17 protein-coding genes are annotated in these 15,526 nt (G+C 61.3%); 11 read left to right on the top strand and 6 right to left on the bottom strand.

Annotation, left to right across the window (positions count from 1 at the left end):
• Window positions 1–26: 26 nt before the first annotated feature.
• Complete coding sequence (gene mutS / locus V7787_RS38325; RefSeq protein WP_336092797.1) at window positions 27–2,600, bottom strand: DNA mismatch repair protein MutS; 2,574 nt, start codon at window positions 2,598–2,600, stop codon at window positions 27–29.
• 282 nt (window positions 2,601–2,882) lie between these two features.
• Here mutS and V7787_RS38320 point away from each other — a divergent pair, with 282 nt between their 5' ends.
• The 4 genes from V7787_RS38320 to recX all read left to right on the top strand — a co-directional run bounded on the left by V7787_RS38320 (window position 2,883) and on the right by recX (window position 5,965).
• Entirely contained in the window at window positions 2,883–3,536 is a 654-nt protein-coding gene (locus V7787_RS38320) for a hypothetical protein (protein ID WP_029615342.1), read from the top strand.
• Window positions 3,537–3,819: 283 nt separating this feature from the next.
• Window positions 3,820–4,302, top strand: coding sequence for a CinA family protein (locus V7787_RS38315; protein ID WP_010952695.1), 483 nt, complete (start codon window positions 3,820–3,822; stop codon window positions 4,300–4,302).
• 103 nt (window positions 4,303–4,405) lie between these two features.
• Window positions 4,406–5,473 carry a recombinase RecA gene (gene recA / locus V7787_RS38310; protein ID WP_003252365.1) on the top strand — a complete coding sequence of 356 codons (1,068 nt, stop codon included), beginning with the start codon at window positions 4,406–4,408 and terminating at the stop codon, window positions 5,471–5,473.
• A 21-nt stretch (window positions 5,474–5,494) separates the two neighbouring features.
• Complete coding sequence (recX, locus tag V7787_RS38305) at window positions 5,495–5,965, top strand: recombination regulator RecX (RefSeq protein ID WP_003252366.1); 471 nt, start codon at window positions 5,495–5,497, stop codon at window positions 5,963–5,965.
• A 524-nt stretch (window positions 5,966–6,489) separates the two neighbouring features.
• Here the strand turns inward: recX and V7787_RS38300 are convergent.
• On the bottom strand, window positions 6,490–7,608 hold the full coding sequence (locus V7787_RS38300; protein WP_336092781.1) for an LOG family protein: 1,119 nt from the start codon (window positions 7,606–7,608) through the stop codon (window positions 6,490–6,492).
• A gap of 160 nt (window positions 7,609–7,768) precedes the next feature.
• On the opposite strand from V7787_RS38300, the gene V7787_RS38295 reads away from it, so the two are divergent.
• A complete protein-coding gene (locus V7787_RS38295; protein WP_064493442.1) occupies window positions 7,769–7,978 on the top strand; it encodes a hypothetical protein in 210 nt (69 codons plus the stop codon).
• Window positions 7,979–7,992: 14 nt separating this feature from the next.
• Here the strand turns inward: V7787_RS38295 and V7787_RS38290 are convergent, their stop codons facing one another.
• Window positions 7,993–8,412 (bottom strand): quorum-sensing-regulated virulence factor family protein, encoded by a 420-nt coding sequence (locus tag V7787_RS38290; protein ID WP_003252372.1) that lies wholly within the window; start codon window positions 8,410–8,412, stop codon window positions 7,993–7,995.
• Between the two features lie 216 nt (window positions 8,413–8,628).
• Between V7787_RS38290 and V7787_RS38285 the strand changes: the two genes are divergently transcribed.
• From V7787_RS38285 to V7787_RS38275, 3 genes are all read left to right on the top strand, one after another.
• The gene (locus tag V7787_RS38285) at window positions 8,629–9,339 is read left to right on the top strand and encodes a tRNA-uridine aminocarboxypropyltransferase (protein WP_004574842.1); all 711 of its coding nucleotides are present in this window, start codon (window positions 8,629–8,631) and stop codon (window positions 9,337–9,339) included.
• Between the two features lie 179 nt (window positions 9,340–9,518).
• Complete coding sequence (gene erdR / locus V7787_RS38280) at window positions 9,519–10,169, top strand: response regulator transcription factor ErdR (RefSeq protein ID WP_010952699.1); 651 nt, start codon at window positions 9,519–9,521, stop codon at window positions 10,167–10,169.
• A 73-nt stretch (window positions 10,170–10,242) separates the two neighbouring features.
• Window positions 10,243–10,608 (top strand): diacylglycerol kinase, encoded by a 366-nt coding sequence (locus tag V7787_RS38275; RefSeq protein ID WP_010952700.1) that lies wholly within the window; start codon window positions 10,243–10,245, stop codon window positions 10,606–10,608.
• Here V7787_RS38275 and finR read toward each other — a convergent pair.
• The gene (gene finR / locus V7787_RS38270) at window positions 10,605–11,531 is read right to left on the bottom strand and encodes a LysR family transcriptional regulator FinR (RefSeq protein WP_004574844.1); all 927 of its coding nucleotides are present in this window, start codon (window positions 11,529–11,531) and stop codon (window positions 10,605–10,607) included. The two genes, V7787_RS38275 and finR, sit on opposite strands and share 4 nt — an antisense overlap.
• 117 nt (window positions 11,532–11,648) lie before the next feature.
• Here finR and fpr point away from each other — a divergent pair, with 117 nt between their 5' ends.
• Entirely contained in the window at window positions 11,649–12,428 is a 780-nt protein-coding gene (gene fpr, locus V7787_RS38265) for a ferredoxin-NADP reductase (protein WP_003252381.1), read from the top strand.
• A gap of 186 nt (window positions 12,429–12,614) precedes the next feature.
• Here fpr and V7787_RS38260 read toward each other — a convergent pair whose 3' ends face one another.
• Both V7787_RS38260 and V7787_RS38255 read right to left on the bottom strand, forming a co-directional pair.
• A complete protein-coding gene (locus V7787_RS38260; RefSeq protein ID WP_003252383.1) occupies window positions 12,615–13,109 on the bottom strand; it encodes a SprT family zinc-dependent metalloprotease in 495 nt (164 codons plus the stop codon).
• A gap of 131 nt (window positions 13,110–13,240) precedes the next feature.
• Entirely contained in the window at window positions 13,241–13,840 is a 600-nt protein-coding gene (locus V7787_RS38255; RefSeq protein ID WP_003252385.1) for a Yip1 family protein, read from the bottom strand.
• Between the two features lie 263 nt (window positions 13,841–14,103).
• Here V7787_RS38255 and ttcA point away from each other — a divergent pair, with 263 nt between their 5' ends.
• Entirely contained in the window at window positions 14,104–14,928 is an 825-nt protein-coding gene (ttcA, locus tag V7787_RS38250) for a tRNA 2-thiocytidine(32) synthetase TtcA (RefSeq protein ID WP_014592121.1), read from the top strand.
• 4 nt (window positions 14,929–14,932) lie between these two features.
• Window positions 14,933–15,526: DNA-3-methyladenine glycosylase I (locus V7787_RS38245; RefSeq protein WP_198747636.1), on the top strand; the 594-nt coding region annotated here is incomplete at its 3' end.

Raw genomic sequence — 15,526 nt, 5'->3', positions numbered from 1 at the left:
ATTCTACCAGCTTGTAATGGGCGCCGTTATAACAGGTTCTTTAGTTGATATAGCATTTCGATAGCTTGACGCGGGGTCATGTCGTCCAGTTGCAGCTTGCCCAGCTTCTCGATGGCAGGATGAGGCAGGCTGGCAAACAAGTCGCTCTGGTGCGGCACTTGCGGCGCGTCCTTGGCCTTGTGGGCCGCAGGCTGCTCATGGGGCAGGCTGGTGGTTTCCAGCCGGCCAAGGTGCTCGCGGGCACGCTGGATCACTGCCGTCGGTACGCCGGCCAGCTGCGCAACGGCCAGGCCGTAGCTTTGGCTGGCAGGGCCGGGTAGCACGTGGTGCAGGAACACGATGCGTTCATTGTGCTCGGTGGCGTTCAGGTGCACGTTGGCCACCAGCGGCTCGCTCTCCGGCAGCACGGTCAGTTCGAAGTAGTGGGTGGCGAACAAGGTGTAGGCACGCAGCTGGGCCAGGCGCTCAGCGGCAGCCCAGGCCAGCGACAGGCCGTCGAAGGTGCTGGTGCCGCGGCCCACTTCGTCCATCAGCACCAGGCTGCGGTCGGTGGCGTTGTGCAGGATGTTGGCGGTTTCGCTCATCTCCACCATGAAGGTCGAGCGCCCGCCGGCCAGGTCGTCACTGGAGCCGATGCGGGTGAAGATGCGGTCGACCAGCGACAGCTCGCAGCTGGCTGCCGGCACGAAGCTGCCGATGTGCGCCAGCAGCACGATCAGGGCGGTCTGGCGCATGTAGGTCGACTTACCGCCCATGTTCGGGCCGGTGATGATCAGCATGCGCGTACTGTTGTCCAGGCCCAGGTCGTTGGCCACGAACGGCGTGGTCAGCACCTGCTCCACCACCGGGTGGCGGCCCTGCTCGATGCGCAGGCAAGGCTCGTCGACGAAGCGTGGGCAGTTAAGGTCGAGGTTCAGTGCGCGCTCGGCCAAGTTGCTGAGCACATCCAGCTCGGCCAGCGCGGCGGCGCTGTCCTGCAGCGGCGCCAGATGGCTGATCAGGGTTTCCAGCAGCGCGTCGTAGAGCATCTTCTCGCGGGCCAGGGCGCGGCTCTTGGCCGACAATGCCTTGTCCTCGAACGCCTTCAGCTCCGGGGTGATGAAGCGCTCGGCGCCTTTGAGGGTCTGGCGGCGGATGTAGTCGCCCGGGGCCTGTTCGGCCTGCTTGGTCGGCAGTTCGATGAAGTAGCCGTGCACGCGGTTGTAGCCGACCTTGAGGTTGGCCAGGCCGGTGCGAGCCTTTTCTCGGGCTTCCAGGTCGATCAGGAACTGGCCGGCGTTCTCGCTGATTGCCAGCAGCTCGTCCAGTTCGTTGTCATAGCCGGCCTTCAGTACACCGCCGTCGCGGATCACCGCCGGCGGGTTATCGATGATCGCCCGCTCCAACAGGCTGGCCAGCTCCGGATAGGTACCGGTAATGACCGCCAGACGCGCCAGGTGCGGTGCTTCGAGCTCGGTCATGGCGTTCTGCAGCTCTGGCAACGCACCCAGCGCATCGCGCAGGCGTGCCAGGTCGCGCGGGCGGGCATTGCGCAGGCCAATCCGGGCGAGGATCCGCTCGATATCGCCAATTTCCTTCAACTGCGGCTGCAGCTTCTCGAAGCGGTAGCTGTCGAGCAGGCAGCGGATCGAGTCCTGGCGTGCTTGCAGCACCTTGAGGTCGCGCAGCGGGCGGTTCAGCCAGCGGCTCAGCAGGCGGCTGGCCATGGCGGTCTGGCAGCGGTCGATCACCGATTGCAGGGTGTTGTCGCGCCCGCCGGCCAGGTTGATGTCCAGCTCCAGGTTGCGCCGGCTGGCCCCATCGAGGATGACCGTATCGTCCAGACGCTCGTGGCGCAGGCTGCGCAGGTGCGGCAGGGCGGTGCGCTGGGTTTCCTTGGCGTAGGTCAGCAGGCAGCCGGCGGCGCCGATGGCCAGGGTCAGTTTGTCGCAGCCGAAGCCCTTGAGGTCCTTGGTCGCGAACTGCTGGCACAGGGCCTTGCGTGCCGAGTCGCGGTCGAAGTCCCAGGGTGCGCGGCGGCGGGCGCCTGGGCGTTTCTCCGCAGGCAGGTCCCGTGGCCAGTCGTCGGGGATCAACAGCTCGACCGGGTTCAGGCGCTCGAGTTCGGCCAGCAGGTTTTCCCAGCCCTTGATCTCCTGCACGCTGAAATTGCCGCTGGTGATGTCCAGTACCGCCAGGCCGAACAGGCGCTCGTCACCGAGCAATGCTGCAATCAGGTTGTCGCGGCGCTCGTCGAGCAGTGCCTCGTCACTGACCGTACCCGGGGTGATGATGCGCACCACCTGGCGCTCCACCGGGCCCTTGCTGGTGGCGGGGTCGCCGATCTGCTCACAGATCACCACCGACTCGCCGAGCTTGACCAGCTTGGCCAGGTAGCCTTCCAGCGAATGGAACGGAATCCCGCACATGGGGATGGACTGGCCGGCCGACTGACCGCGGGCGGTCAGGGTGATATCCAGCAGTTTCGCGGCCTTTTTCGCATCTTCGTAGAAGATCTCGTAGAAGTCGCCCATGCGGTAGAACATCAGCTGGTCCGGGTGCTGGTTCTTCAGCTTCCAGTACTGCTGCATCATCGGGGTGTGTGCGGAAAGATCTGAGATTGCTTTATTCATCAATGGCTTAGAAAGTAGGTCTCAACATTGTGGGGCAAATTTGGGGCGTTCTGTGTTGCGTTTGGCGACGCCGAGACCCACCGGATTTTAAAGTCGCATAGGTTACCACGGGTGCCGGTCAGGCAGTACCGGGCAACCGTGGTGAAGGCATATTGACACCATGTGCCCCCTGTGGAGAATTGCGCAACTTGATCATCAGGGATGGCCTGCCTCATTCACCTGCGGTGGTACCTGGCCCGGTAAACATCTATTGCAAGGTTGATTAGAGCAGTGAGCGGAATTCGTTTTGATGTCGATGCGGTATTTTGTATCTCCCTCGATATGCGGGGTGACCGGCGTGCGCTGTTCCGCGAAACCATCGGGCGGCAACTCGACAATCAAGTGGTCTTTCATGTCGTCGAGAAAAACAACGACCCCAGGCGAGGGTGCTACGAATCGCATCAGCAACTGGCCCGCCATGCGCTCGACAATGGTCACGACAGAGTTCTGATTTTCGAAGACGATGCCAAGGCCTATGAATTCAAAGCTTGGCAGGTGCGCTGGGTAAACCGGTTCATGCAGACCCGACGATTCGAGGCCCTGCATCTGGGCTATTCCATGGGGCGAACCTGGCTGACTTGGTTCCCGTTCATCGCCAGGGGCCGGGTTGTTGCGCTGCACGCTTACGTGCTGTCCCGCGAGGGCTGCAGGATTCTGGCAGAGACACCCTATGATGGCACGCCTGTGGATGTGGTGGTCAAACACAAGATCCGCCAGCATTGCGTATTTCCCATGATGTTCCGCCAGCATGCCGCCGCCGTTGCAGGCAGTGACCTGGAGCAGGTAGTGCGCAATGAAGATGAATGGTGGGAACGTAACTGGGCGAAGCACCGCCGCTCACCTCTGAAAAACATCTGGCGCACCATGCTTCGGCTGAACTTCTGAGGTAGTTATTTTGTTCAGGCGTATCGTGTGTAGGCTGTTCCGGCACCGGGCCATAGAGGTCGAGCGCATTTTTGTCGGAGAAATCGTTATCTCACGTAGAGCCTGTGGGCGCTGTGGCCTGCCGCTGCGGGATTTGGCTGAATATCAGTGAGGGCGGCGGGTACTTTAAAATTGTGCTGATGCTCTGATGCATGCCATGAGTGGTTTATCGTCTGTGAGATCGGGTGCCGCCCACCCTCCCCAGAATGATAGGGTAGAGGGCAGCCTACCAGGAGCACCCTACATGGACCCGATCACCACGCTCGCCACCCGCCTGGGTGAACACCTGCGCCGATTCAATGCGCAGGTGACTACCGCCGAATCCTGCACCGGTGGTGGCATTGCCGAAGCCATCACCCGCATACCTGGCAGCTCGGCCTGGTTCGAGGCCGGTTACGTCACCTATTCCAATGCCCAGAAAACCCGCCAGCTGGGGGTGCCTGAAGCGTTGTTCGGTCAGGTGGGGGCAGTCAGCCAGGAGGTGGTCGAAGCCATGGTTCGTGGGGCTCAGGCCGCCAGTGGCGCACGCTTCGCCGTGGCGGTGAGTGGTGTGGCCGGGCCGGACGGCGGCTCGCCAGCCAAACCGGTGGGCACTGTGTGGCTGGCCTGGGGTGATGGCGACCGGGTGTTCAGCGAACGTCGGCAGTTCGACGGTGACCGCGAGGCGGTGCGCCGACAGACGGTGATCGCCGCGTTAGACGGCTTGTTACAGCTTGGTGCCGAGTAAATCGACGACAGGGGTTTGCGCGGGCGTCTGCCTGTGGAATAATACTGGCTACTTATACAGGTATTCCGGCCGTCAGGGCCAAGTCGAACACGTGAGGATTTCAATGGACGACAACAAGAAGCGCGCCTTGGCTGCGGCCCTGGGTCAGATCGAACGCCAATTCGGTAAAGGCGCGGTCATGCGCATGGGTGACCATGAGCGTCAAGGCATTCCGGCCATCTCCACCGGCTCGCTGGGCCTGGATATCGCCCTGGGCATCGGCGGTCTGCCAAAAGGCCGTATCGTCGAGATCTACGGCCCGGAATCGTCGGGTAAGACCACGCTGACCCTGTCTGTCATCGCTGAAGCGCAAAAGAACGGTGCTACCTGCGCCTTCGTCGACGCCGAACATGCCCTTGACCCTGAGTACGCCGGCAAGCTGGGCGTCAACGTCGATGACCTGCTGGTTTCGCAGCCGGACACCGGTGAGCAGGCCCTTGAAATCACCGACATGCTGGTGCGTTCCAACGCGGTCGACGTGATCATTGTCGACTCCGTTGCCGCGCTGGTACCGAAGGCCGAGATCGAAGGCGAGATGGGTGACATGCATGTGGGCCTGCAGGCCCGCCTGATGTCCCAGGCACTGCGTAAGATCACCGGTAACATCAAGAACGCGAACTGCCTGGTCATCTTCATCAACCAGATCCGTATGAAGATCGGTGTGATGTTCGGCAGCCCGGAAACCACTACCGGTGGTAACGCCCTGAAGTTCTACGCTTCGGTCCGTCTGGACATCCGCCGTACCGGCGCGGTCAAGGAAGGCGACGAGGTGGTCGGCAGCGAAACCCGCGTCAAGATCGTCAAGAACAAGGTCTCGCCTCCGTTCCGTCAGGCTGAGTTCCAGATTCTTTACGGGAAAGGTATCTACCGTAACGGCGAGATCATTGATCTGGGGGTATCTCAGGGCTTGGTCGAGAAGTCCGGTGCCTGGTACGCCTACCAGGGCAACAAGATCGGTCAAGGCAAAGCCAACGCTGCCAAGTACCTGGCTGAGAACCCGGCTATTGGTGCCGAGATCGAGAAGCAGATTCGTGAGAAGTTGCTGAAAGCGGGTGCTGCTGCTGAAGCCGGCAAAGCTGCTGCTGCTGAAGCTGATGCCGATGACATGGCCGACGCTGACGCCGGTTATTGATTGCGCAGTAGATAGCCCAATATGTCTGCCGTACTCGACACCCCCGTCGCCATCCGGCGGACAGCCATGGACCTGCTCGCACGACGTGAGCACGGTCGAGTCGAGCTGACGCGCAAGTTGCGTCAGCGCGGCGCTTCGGACGAGCTGATCGAGCCTGAACTCGATCGGCTCGCCGAAGAAGGGCTGCTTAGTGAAGCCCGCTACCTCGAGAGTTTCATTCGTTATCGTTCCGGCTCTGGCTATGGCCCTGCGCGTATTCGCGAAGAGCTGTGTCAGCGTGGTTTGGCGCGTGCAGATATCGACCAGGCCCTGCGTGAAAGCGAGGTGAATTGGGGCGAGCGTATGCGCGACGTGTGGCAGCGCAAGTTTGCCGGGCAGCGCCCGCAAGATCCGCGCAGCCGCGCCCAGCAGACCCGGTTCCTGGCTTACCGTGGGTTCCCTATGGACATGATCGGTCGTCTGCTCAGCGGGCGTGATCTCGACGATTATTGAAGCTCGAAACCACAGTGGGTGGCACGCGCCCGTAGCGGATAATCTGTTTTGCCAAATGCCCCCGGCTGTCTCCATTCCATGTGTAGGAGCGGGTTCACCCGCGAATACGGTGGCGGCTGCGACGGCGAATGACCAGGGAAATTGGCCAGCAGGTCAGGCCCTTTCGCGGGTAAACCCGCTCCTACGACGGTCTGCGTCCAACCACTGGTAGGAGCGGGTTCACCCGCGAATACGGTGGCGGCTGCGACGGTGAATGACCAGGGAAATTGGCCAGCAGGTCAGGCCTTTTCGCGGGTAAACCCGCTCCTACGACGGTCTGCTCCAACCACAGGTAGGAGCGGGTTCACCCGCGAATACGATGGCGGCTGCGACGGCGAATGACCAGGGAAATTGGCCAGCAGGTCAGGCCCTTTCGCGGGTAAACCCGCTCCTACGAAGGTCTGCGCCCAACAACCGATCATGTGCAGGAGCAAACAGCCTAGGGTTGCTCCTGCAGGTATCACGCGAGCTGTTATAGAAAAGCATCAACTCACTTTCAGCGCCTGCCTGGCCCTCTGCGTGGTATGCATGGGTTGTGGCTTGGCCCAGTTCTCCGGCAGGTTGATGAAATCCACCAGCTCACGCAAGCGGCCCTGATCCCGGCCGTTGAAGGCGAATGACAGGCGGGTCAGGTGGCTGTAATTGCCAACTTCGTGCTCGGCGCTGCTATCCGCTTGCTGGTGATATTTGCCACTCAGGCGCAAATCGGCAAACCCTTCCTGAATGTCATACAACGCCGCCTCGCTGAGCGCATGGTGCATGCGGATCACGAACTGGCTCTTCAGCCAGCGGCTGGAGTGGTAGTTGCTGTAGAACTGGTTGATTTCCTCAACCGCCTCGTCAGCGCTGTGCACCAGGCGCACCAGCTTCAGGTCGCTGGGCAGGATGTAGCGGTTTTCTTCCAACTGGCGGCTGATGAAGTCCAGGCAGTCGTGCCAGAAGCTCCCGCCCGGCGAATCCAGTAGCACCACCGGCACCAGTGGGCTCTTGCCGGTCTGGATCAAGGTCAGTACCTCCAGCGCTTCATCCAGGGTGCCGAAGCCGCCAGGGCACAGCACCAGGCCATCGGCCTCCTTGACGAAGAACAGCTTGCGAATGAAGAAAAAGTGGAACGGCAGTAGTTTGTCGGTACCGTTCACCGTCGGGTTGGCATGTTGTTCGAAGGGTAAGGTGATGTTGAAGCCCAGGCTGTGCTCGCTGCCGGCGCCTTCGTGGGCGGCCGCCATGATGCCGCCGCCGGCGCCGGTGATAACCATCAGGTCGGAGCGCGCCAGAGTGACGCCCAGCTCGCGGGCCAGGGCGTACATCGGATGCTCCAGCGGGGTGCGTGCCGAGCCGAACACGGTCACTTTGCGTCGGCCCTTGTAGCGCTGCAGGGTCCGGAACGACTGGTCCAGTTCGCGCAGGGCCTGCAGGGTGATCTTGGCGCTCCAGCGGTCGCTGTCGTCATGGGCCATGCGCAGGATGGTCAGCATCATGTCGCGGTAGAGCGGCAGGTTGGGGCTGTTGGGGGCAACCAGTTGCAGTTGTGCTTCGATATTGCTCAGGTCGATATTGTTGTCGCGGAAGTGGCTGAACAGCAGTTCATTCGAATGGTAAGGCATGCGACGTCTCCTTCTGCACCAATACCTCTGACCTCAATCTAGACCCTTGCGCCCGATCGTGCCGAGGTGTTCGGCGCAGCCGCCTGTCGGCCTGCGGCCATCGGCAGCACGGGTTTGGTTAACTGGTAGAGTGAAACGTGTCGATGCAGGAGGTGGCGGTATGCATCGCTTGGTCATCGAAGTGGACTGGCAGCTCTACCAGCAGCTGGAGAATGCGGCCCAGGTGCATCACCTGAGCCTTGAAGCCGAGTGCCGCCGCAGGCTGTCGGGGCTGGAGTGCCGGTCGCGATACTTGCAGGCGCTGTTGGCGGAGATGCGCGCCGATGACGTTGAAGGGCGCTGGCACGCTCATGAGGACGAAAAGGCGTAGCGTCGTCGCTGTGCTTACTTCTTCTTGTTGCCGGCCACGCAGCTGGCGTTGTCGAAGGCCTGGTCCATGACGGGCTGGTTGGTCTTGTAGACCGTGAAGCGGTAGACCATGACGGCACCCTTGGACATCAGGTTGCGGAAGCCGTTGTTGCGGCACACGCTGTCGCCGAGTTGGCTGCGCACCTGCTCAGGGTTGGCCTGCATGCGCGCTGCGTGGCTCTGGCGTACGCTCAGATGGTTGACCAGTGCCTTGCCTTCAACGGTGTAACCCTGATCGAGAATGTCCTCGTTGATTGCGCGTGGGGTGCCGACGCTGCTCTCTTTGGCGACCTTCTGCAGCAGGGTGTTCAGGTCGTAATCCTGCTTGGATGCCGCCTGGGCTGCCAGAGGCAGGGCGAGCAGCAGGCTCAGGGCGGGGGCGATAAGGCGCAGCATGAATCTCTCCTGGTTCGATGACTGGCGCTTTGACATGCGCGGGTCAACGGTGTTCCGTAAAATTGCGCGTGGCGAGGACCGGCACGGTAGAAACCCGATTATAAGGAGCGCATTGCCGGCTGCACAGCAATTGCCACCTGTTCTGGTAGACTGGCCGCCTTGTTTTCTCCGAGTCATCCTTGTGCCCATTTTCAATCTGTCCAGAGGCCTGCCGGCATGAGCCATGCGGTAGCGCGTCTGCGCGCCGAACGCCTGGCCCGCAGCAACAAGCCTTTCATCGCCCGTGGCTCGCGTGCCGAGCGTTGCCCGGATTGCCGGGTCATCGCCACCCATTGCCTGTGTGCCTGGAAGCCTAGGGTGCAGGCTGACGCAGGTGTGTGCCTGCTGATGCACGACACCGAGCCGCTGAAACCCACCAACACCGGCTGGTTGATTGCCGACCTGATTGAAGACACCTGGGCCTTCGGCTGGTTGCGCACCGCAGTTGACGAGCGCCTGCTGGCCTTGCTCGATGACCCGCGCTGGCAGCCCTATATCGTTTTTCCGGGCGAGTTCGTTGCCCAGGAGCGGGTGGTCAGCGAGGTGGTGCGCGAGCCGGGCAAGCGTCCATTGTTCATCCTGCTGGATGCCACCTGGACCGAAGCGCGCAAGATGTTCCGCAAAAGCCCGTACCTGGACCGCTTCCCGGTGTTGAGCCTGCAAGCCGAGCAGATGTCGCGCTACCGCCTGCGGCGCTCCAAGCGCGATGATCATTTCTGTACGGCAGAAGTTGCGGCCATGTGCCTGGACCTTGCTGGCGATAGCCAGGCTTCGCAGGCGCTGGATGCTTATCTGGATGTGTTCAGCCTGCATTACCTGAGTGGCAAACGGCGGCTGCCGCTTGACGAGCAGGACGACACCCACCAGCGTTTGCATACCTTCCTATAGTCCAAGGGGCACAACCCCTGCTTTGGTTCATAATGACGGAGCTGGCAGCCAGGGTGGGCGAGACGGCAGGGCGATTGGCTTGATCTCCCTTGACCGTGCTCGGCCTCCTTGGCGCCGATTCCCCGCCGGGCGCTTCCCTTCCACTCGAGTGCCTGGCACAGAACAGGATCCTTAGATCGATGGCCACATACGAAATCCTGATTGCCGATGACCACCCACTGTTCCGTGGCGCCCTGCGCCAGGCCGTTACCCTCGGGCTTGGCTCCGATGTGCGTCTGGTCGAAGTCGCAAGCATTGCCGAACTGGAAACCCGCCTGAGCGAAAAAGCCGACTGGGACCTGGTGCTGCTGGACTTGAACATGCCGGGTGCCTACGGTTTTTCCGGTCTGGTGCTGCTCCGCGGGCAGTACCCGCAGATCCCCGTGGTGATGGTTTCGGCACAGGAAGAGGCCGCCGTGGTGGTCAAGTCCCGCGAGTTCGGCGCCAGTGGTTTCATTCCCAAGTCCAGCACCCTGGAAGTGATCCAGGATGCGGTGCGCAAGGTGCTCGACGGCGAGGTCTGGTGGCCGCCGCAGGCGTTCGAAAAGGTCGATGTTTCGGCCGAGGCCAAGGCCGCCAGCGAAGGCTTGGCCAGCCTCACGCCGCAGCAGTTCCGCGTACTGACCATGGTCTGCGAAGGCTTGCTGAACAAGCAGATCGCCTATGAGCTGAGCGTGTCGGAAGCGACCATCAAGGCCCACGTAACCGCGATCTTCCGTAAACTGGGCGTGCGTACCCGGACCCAGGCTGCACTGCTGCTGCAACAACTTGAATCGGTTGCCAGCAACTGACTGCGTGTGGCTTCACGCTTTTTTGACCCGAGCCGGTCTAGTCTGCTGGCCTTTCTGCTGTGAAGTGACTCACATGACATCGCCATTCAAGGGCCAGACCGGCCTCAAACGCATCTTCAACGCCGCTGGCTACTCGCTGGACGGCCTGCGTGCCGCCTTCAAGGGCGAGGCCGCATTCCGCCAGCTGGTGCTGCTCAACGTGCTGCTGATCCCGATCGCCTTCTGGCTGCCGGTCAGCCGCGCCGAGCGGGCCATCATGATCGCCGTTTGCCTGCTGGGGCTGATCGTCGAGCTGTTCAACTCGGCGGTGGAGGCGGCCATCGATCGCATTTCGCTGGAGCGCCACCCGCTGTCGAAAAATGCCAAGGACATGGGCAGCGCCGCACAGTTGGTGGCACTGACCATGGTGGCGCTGGTGTGGGGAGTGATCCTGCTTTAAGCGATCGGCGGCAGCACGATCTCGTCACTGCGGGTAAAGCCCGCAGTGAAGCTGCGGCATAGCTCGAGAAACTCACGCATGGCCGAGGTCTGGTACTTCTGTTTGTGCCAGATGAAGTAGAACTGGCGCAGCAGGTCCAGCTCCGGTGTTTCCACAGGTACCAGGCTGCCGCGGCGGAAGGCGTCACGCAGGGCCAGGCGTGAAATGCAACCGATGCCCAGGCCTGACTCCACCGCGCGCTTGATCGCTTCGGTGTGCTCCAGCTCCAGGCGAATATTAAGGTTGGCGCGGTGATGGCGCATGGCCTGGTCGAAGGTCAGGCGCGTGCCTGAGCCTTGTTCGCGCAGGATCCACGCCTCCTGCGAGAGGCTTTCGATATCGGCGCGGCCCAGTTTCGCCAGTGGGTGCTGTGGCGCACAGAACACCACCAGTTCGTCCTCGACCCACGGCTGAACTTCCAGGTCGGGGTGGTTGCAGTCACCTTCGATTAGACCCAGATCAATTTCGTAGTGCGCGACCTGTTGCACGATATGCGCAGTATTTTGGACATGCAGTTTTACCTGGCTTTCCGGGTGTGTCTGCATGTAGTTGCCGATCAGCAGGGTGGCCAGGTAGTTGCCGATGGTGAGGGTGGCGCCGACCGCCAGTGAGCCGAAACCGGATTTGCCGTTGAGCAGGTCTTCGATTTCCTTGGCCTGGTCAAGGAGGGCTACTGCTTGTGGCAGCAATTGATGGCCCAGGGCATTGAGGGCCAGGCGTTTGCCGGCACGGTCGAACAGCTGGCAGCTCGATTGCCGCTCCAGTTCCGTGATAGAGGTACTGGCGGCCGACTGCGACAGCGCCAACAGGCTGGCGGCCCGAGAGACGCTTTGGTGCTGGGCGACGGCGACGAAGACTTGCATTTGACGGAGTGTGAATCGCATATCGATATAACCGATAACACATATCTTGATAATCCAGTTAACAGATATTGTCGCTGCCCCTAAACTATTGCGCAACTGTGCGCTTTGCGCGCGCGTTTTTCTTCAGGAGCCCCATCGATGAGCAACATGAACCACGAACGTGTCCTCAGTGTGCACCACTGGAACGACACCCTGTTCAGCTTCAAGTGCACCCGCGACCCGGGCCTGCGCTTCGAGAACGGTCAGTTCGTGATGATCGGCCTGCAGCAGGACAACGGCCGTCCGCTCATGCGTGCCTACTCCATCGCTTCGCCAAACTGGGAAGAGCACCTTGAATTCTTCAGCATCAAGGTGCCGGACGGCCCGCTGACCTCGCAGCTGCAGCACCTGAAGGAAGGCGATGAGATCATCATCAGCAAGAAGCCTACCGGCACCCTGGTGCTCGACGACCTGAATCCTGGCAAGCACCTGTACCTGCTGAGCACCGGCACTGGCCTGGCGCCGTTCATGAGCGTCATTCAGGACCCGGAAACCTACGAGCGCTTTGAAAAAGTGATCCTGGTGCACGGCGTGCGCTATGTGAACGAAGTGGCCTACCGCGAGTTCATCACCGAGCACCTGCCGCAGAACGAGTTCTTCGGTGAGTCGGTTCGCGACAAGCTGATCTACTACCCGACCGTGACCCGCGAGCCGTTCGAAAACCAGGGCCGTCTGACCGACCTGATGCGCAGCGGCAAGCTGTTCAGTGACATCGGCCTGCCGCCGATCAACCCGCAAGACGACCGCGCGATGATCTGTGGCAGCCCGAGCATGCTCGACGAAACCAGCGAAGTGCTGGACAGCTTCGGCCTGAAGATCTCCCCGCGCATGCGCGAGCCGGGTGACTACCTGATCGAGCGTGCCTTCGTCGAGAAGTAAGGCGCAGGCGGGTACAGGAAGGCGACTCTCGGGTCGCCTTTCTCATGCCTGGGATTTGTGCATGGCCTGTTCCGGCCCTTTCGCGGGTAAACCCGCTCCTACGGGTGCAGCGCACGTCCCGGGAATTGCACGAAACCCGTAGGAGCGGGCTTGCCCGCGAAAGGGCCGGTGCAAGCGACCCCCGATCTATTCGACCCGCGTCTCGCCGCTGTACACCAAGATTTCCCGGCACCGCTTGCACAGGTATCGCCGCCCTTGGTGCACCAGCTTGTGCCGCTGCGCGGTAAACGGGAAGTCGCTTTGCGGGCACGGGCAGCGGTAGATGTAGCGGGTCACTGCGCGCCGTTGCACGTCATAGTTGTGGCAACGATTGGGCGGCAGTTCATACACCCCGCGCATGATCAACTGCCACTCTTCACCATGGGCCTGGATGCGGTCGCCAAACAGCTGGTGGGCAACCAGGTGTGCCACTTCATGGGCCACGGTCTGGCGCAGGAAGTCTTCCTGGTTTTCGCGGTAGAGCTGCAGGTTGAAGCGCAGCAGATTCTCGTGCAGGTGGGCGACGCCGGCTTTTTGCCCGCGCAGTTTGAAGCTGACTTCGGGGCGCGGGAAGCGGCGTTTGAAAAAGGCTTCGGCTTGCTGGTAACAGGTTTCGACGCGTTGTTTGAGCTGCTCGGGCATGGCGGGGCGGTTCTCCTGACCAGGCATTATGCCGCAAGCGCAGGTGGCTTGCCGAGTCACCGGTCAGCGCACAGCCAGAGGCCGCCTTGCGGCGGCCCCTGGTTGATGCCCCAGTGTTGGTTCGGTCTGTTCTAGTTGGTGTAGACGGGCCCCACGCCCAGTCCCCAGATAATCACGGTAGCGGCCATGATAGCCACCAGTACCACCAAGCCCACTGCCAGCACCGAGCTGGAGAACAGGAAGCCTTCATCCGACGGTATGTTCATGAACGTCGGCAAGCCGACATACAGCAGGTACACCGTGTAGCAGATGGCGGCAGTGCCGATCAGCATGCCCAGCCACAGGTGGGGGTAGAGCGCCGCCAGGCCACCGATGAACAAGGGGGTAGCGGTGTAGGTGGCAAAAGCGATGCATTGCGCCATGGACGGGTTGGCATCGTAGGTGCGGGCCATCCAGTGGATGAACGCGCCCATTACCGCCACCCCGGCGAGCATGGCCAGGTAGGACATGATGCTCATCCAGATTGCGCTTTCCATGGTCAGCATCACTGCTGGCCGGTCACCGATCACCCAGCCCACCTGGGTAGTGCCGATAAACGCCGAAACGGCAGGAATCGCCGCGAGGATCAGGGTGTGTGTCAGGTACATGTGGCTGATGGTTTCTTCTTCGCCACGAATCTCCCGCCATTCCTGATCGGGATGGGTAAACAGCCCCACAACGTGATGAATCATGCCGATCACTCCTCTCAATGTTGCCAAACGCCCCCCAATATGGAGCGCAAGCGGCCCGAGGCCCTAACACCGATGCAAGCGGTAATGTGGCCTTATGTCGCAGTATAGGAAGCCGTTACCCACATAAACCGCGCTTTTTAGAGCAAATTGCGCTTTAAGCCGTGCTGTTGATTGCAATGAAGTCTTTATCGGAATGCCTACAGCGGCATCGCGTTTGTGCGTAAAATAGTCGGCTTTTGTCACACCTCGCGGATCCAAGCGCTATGGGCACCCTCTCGGTCAACCAGAACAAACTGCAAAAACGCCTGCGTCGTCTCGCTGGCGAAGCCATCACCGACTACAACATGATCGAGGATGGCGACAAGGTCATGGTCTGCCTGTCCGGCGGCAAGGACAGCTACACCATGCTCGACGTTCTGTTGCACCTGCAGAAGGTGGCACCGATCACGTTCGAGATCGTTGCGGTGAACATGGACCAGAAACAGCCGGGCTTCCCTGAGCACGTATTGCCGGCTTACCTCAAGGAACTGGGGGTCGAGTACCACATCGTCGAGAAGGATACCTACTCGGTGGTAAAGGAGCTGGTACCCGAAGGCAAGACCACTTGCTCGCTGTGTTCGCGCCTGCGCCGCGGTACCCTGTACACCTTCGCCGACGAAATCGGCGCTACCAAGATGGCGCTGGGGCACCACCGCGACGACATCGTCGAAACCTTCTTCCTCAACATGTTCTTCAACGGCGCGCTCAAGGGCATGCCGCCGAAGCTGCGCGCCGACGATGGCCGCAACGTGGTGATCCGCCCGCTGGCCTACTGCAGCGAGAAGGACATCCAGGCCTACTCGGACATGAAGGAATTCCCGATCATCCCGTGCAACCTGTGCGGCTCGCAGGAAAACCTGCAGCGCCAGGTGGTCAAGGACATGCTGGTGGAGTGGGAACGCAAGCACCCGGGCCGTACCGAGAGCATCTTCCGTGCCCTGCAGAACGTGGCACCGTCGCAGCTGGCCGACCGGAATCTGTTTGACTTCACCAGCCTGAAGATCGACGAAAACGCTACCCCGCGTTTCCTCGACGTGCTGAACATCTGAGCCCATGCGTGATTACCAGTGGTTGCATGAGTATTGCCTGAACCGCTTTGGTTCGGCCCAGGCGCTGGAGGCTTTCCTGCCGCAGCCGCGCACGCCGGCGCAACTGCGCGACATCAGTGACGACCGCTACCTGTCGACATTGGCCCTGCGCGTGTTCCGCGCGGGGCTCAAGCACAGCCTGGTGGATGCCAAGTGGCCGGCGTTCGAGCAGGTGTTCTTTGGCTTCGACCCGGAGAAAGTGGTGCTGATGGGCGCCGAGCATCTGGAGCGGTTGATGCAGGATGAGCGCATTATCCGCCACCTGGGCAAGCTCAAGAGCGTGCCGCGCAATGCGCAAATGGTGCTGGATATCGCCAAGGCGCATGGCAGTTTTGGTGCGTTCATCGCCGACTGGCCAGTGACCGACATTGTCGGCTTGTGGAAGTACCTGGCCAAGCACGGCAACCAGTTGGGCGGGTTGTCGGCGCCACGATTCTTGCGCATGGTCGGCAAGGACACGTTCATCCCGACCGATGACATGGCAGCGGCGTTGATTGCGCAGAAGGTGATCGACAAGCAGCCAACCAGCCAGCGCGACCTGGCTCTGGTGCAGCAGGCA

The organism is Pseudomonas sp. CGJS7, from assembly GCF_036961695.1.
Note: the sequence above shows the minus strand (reverse complement) of the source record. Positions and strands in the feature narration are given on the sequence as shown.

Bases quoted from the DNA above. Each gene is read 5' to 3' on its own strand.
- V7787_RS38315 (WP_010952695.1), top strand. From the start codon at position 3,820: ATGGACCCGATCACCACGCTCGCCACCCGCCTGGGTGAACACCTGCGC.
- recA (WP_003252365.1), top strand. From the start codon at position 4,406: ATGGACGACAACAAGAAGCGCGCCTTGGCTGCGGCCCTGGGTCAGATC.
- recX (WP_003252366.1), top strand. From the start codon at position 5,495: ATGTCTGCCGTACTCGACACCCCCGTCGCCATCCGGCGGACAGCCATG.
- V7787_RS38300 (WP_336092781.1), bottom strand. From the start codon at position 7,608: ATGCCTTACCATTCGAATGAACTGCTGTTCAGCCACTTCCGCGACAAC.
- V7787_RS38295 (WP_064493442.1), top strand. From the start codon at position 7,769: ATGCATCGCTTGGTCATCGAAGTGGACTGGCAGCTCTACCAGCAGCTG.
- V7787_RS38290 (WP_003252372.1), bottom strand. From the start codon at position 8,412: ATGCTGCGCCTTATCGCCCCCGCCCTGAGCCTGCTGCTCGCCCTGCCT.
- V7787_RS38285 (WP_004574842.1), top strand. From the start codon at position 8,629: ATGAGCCATGCGGTAGCGCGTCTGCGCGCCGAACGCCTGGCCCGCAGC.
- erdR (WP_010952699.1), top strand. From the start codon at position 9,519: ATGGCCACATACGAAATCCTGATTGCCGATGACCACCCACTGTTCCGT.
- V7787_RS38275 (WP_010952700.1), top strand. From the start codon at position 10,243: ATGACATCGCCATTCAAGGGCCAGACCGGCCTCAAACGCATCTTCAAC.
- finR (WP_004574844.1), bottom strand. From the start codon at position 11,531: ATGCGATTCACACTCCGTCAAATGCAAGTCTTCGTCGCCGTCGCCCAG.
- fpr (WP_003252381.1), top strand. From the start codon at position 11,649: ATGAGCAACATGAACCACGAACGTGTCCTCAGTGTGCACCACTGGAAC.
- V7787_RS38260 (WP_003252383.1), bottom strand. From the start codon at position 13,109: ATGCCCGAGCAGCTCAAACAACGCGTCGAAACCTGTTACCAGCAAGCC.
- V7787_RS38255 (WP_003252385.1), bottom strand. From the start codon at position 13,840: ATGATTCATCACGTTGTGGGGCTGTTTACCCATCCCGATCAGGAATGG.
- ttcA (WP_014592121.1), top strand. From the start codon at position 14,104: ATGGGCACCCTCTCGGTCAACCAGAACAAACTGCAAAAACGCCTGCGT.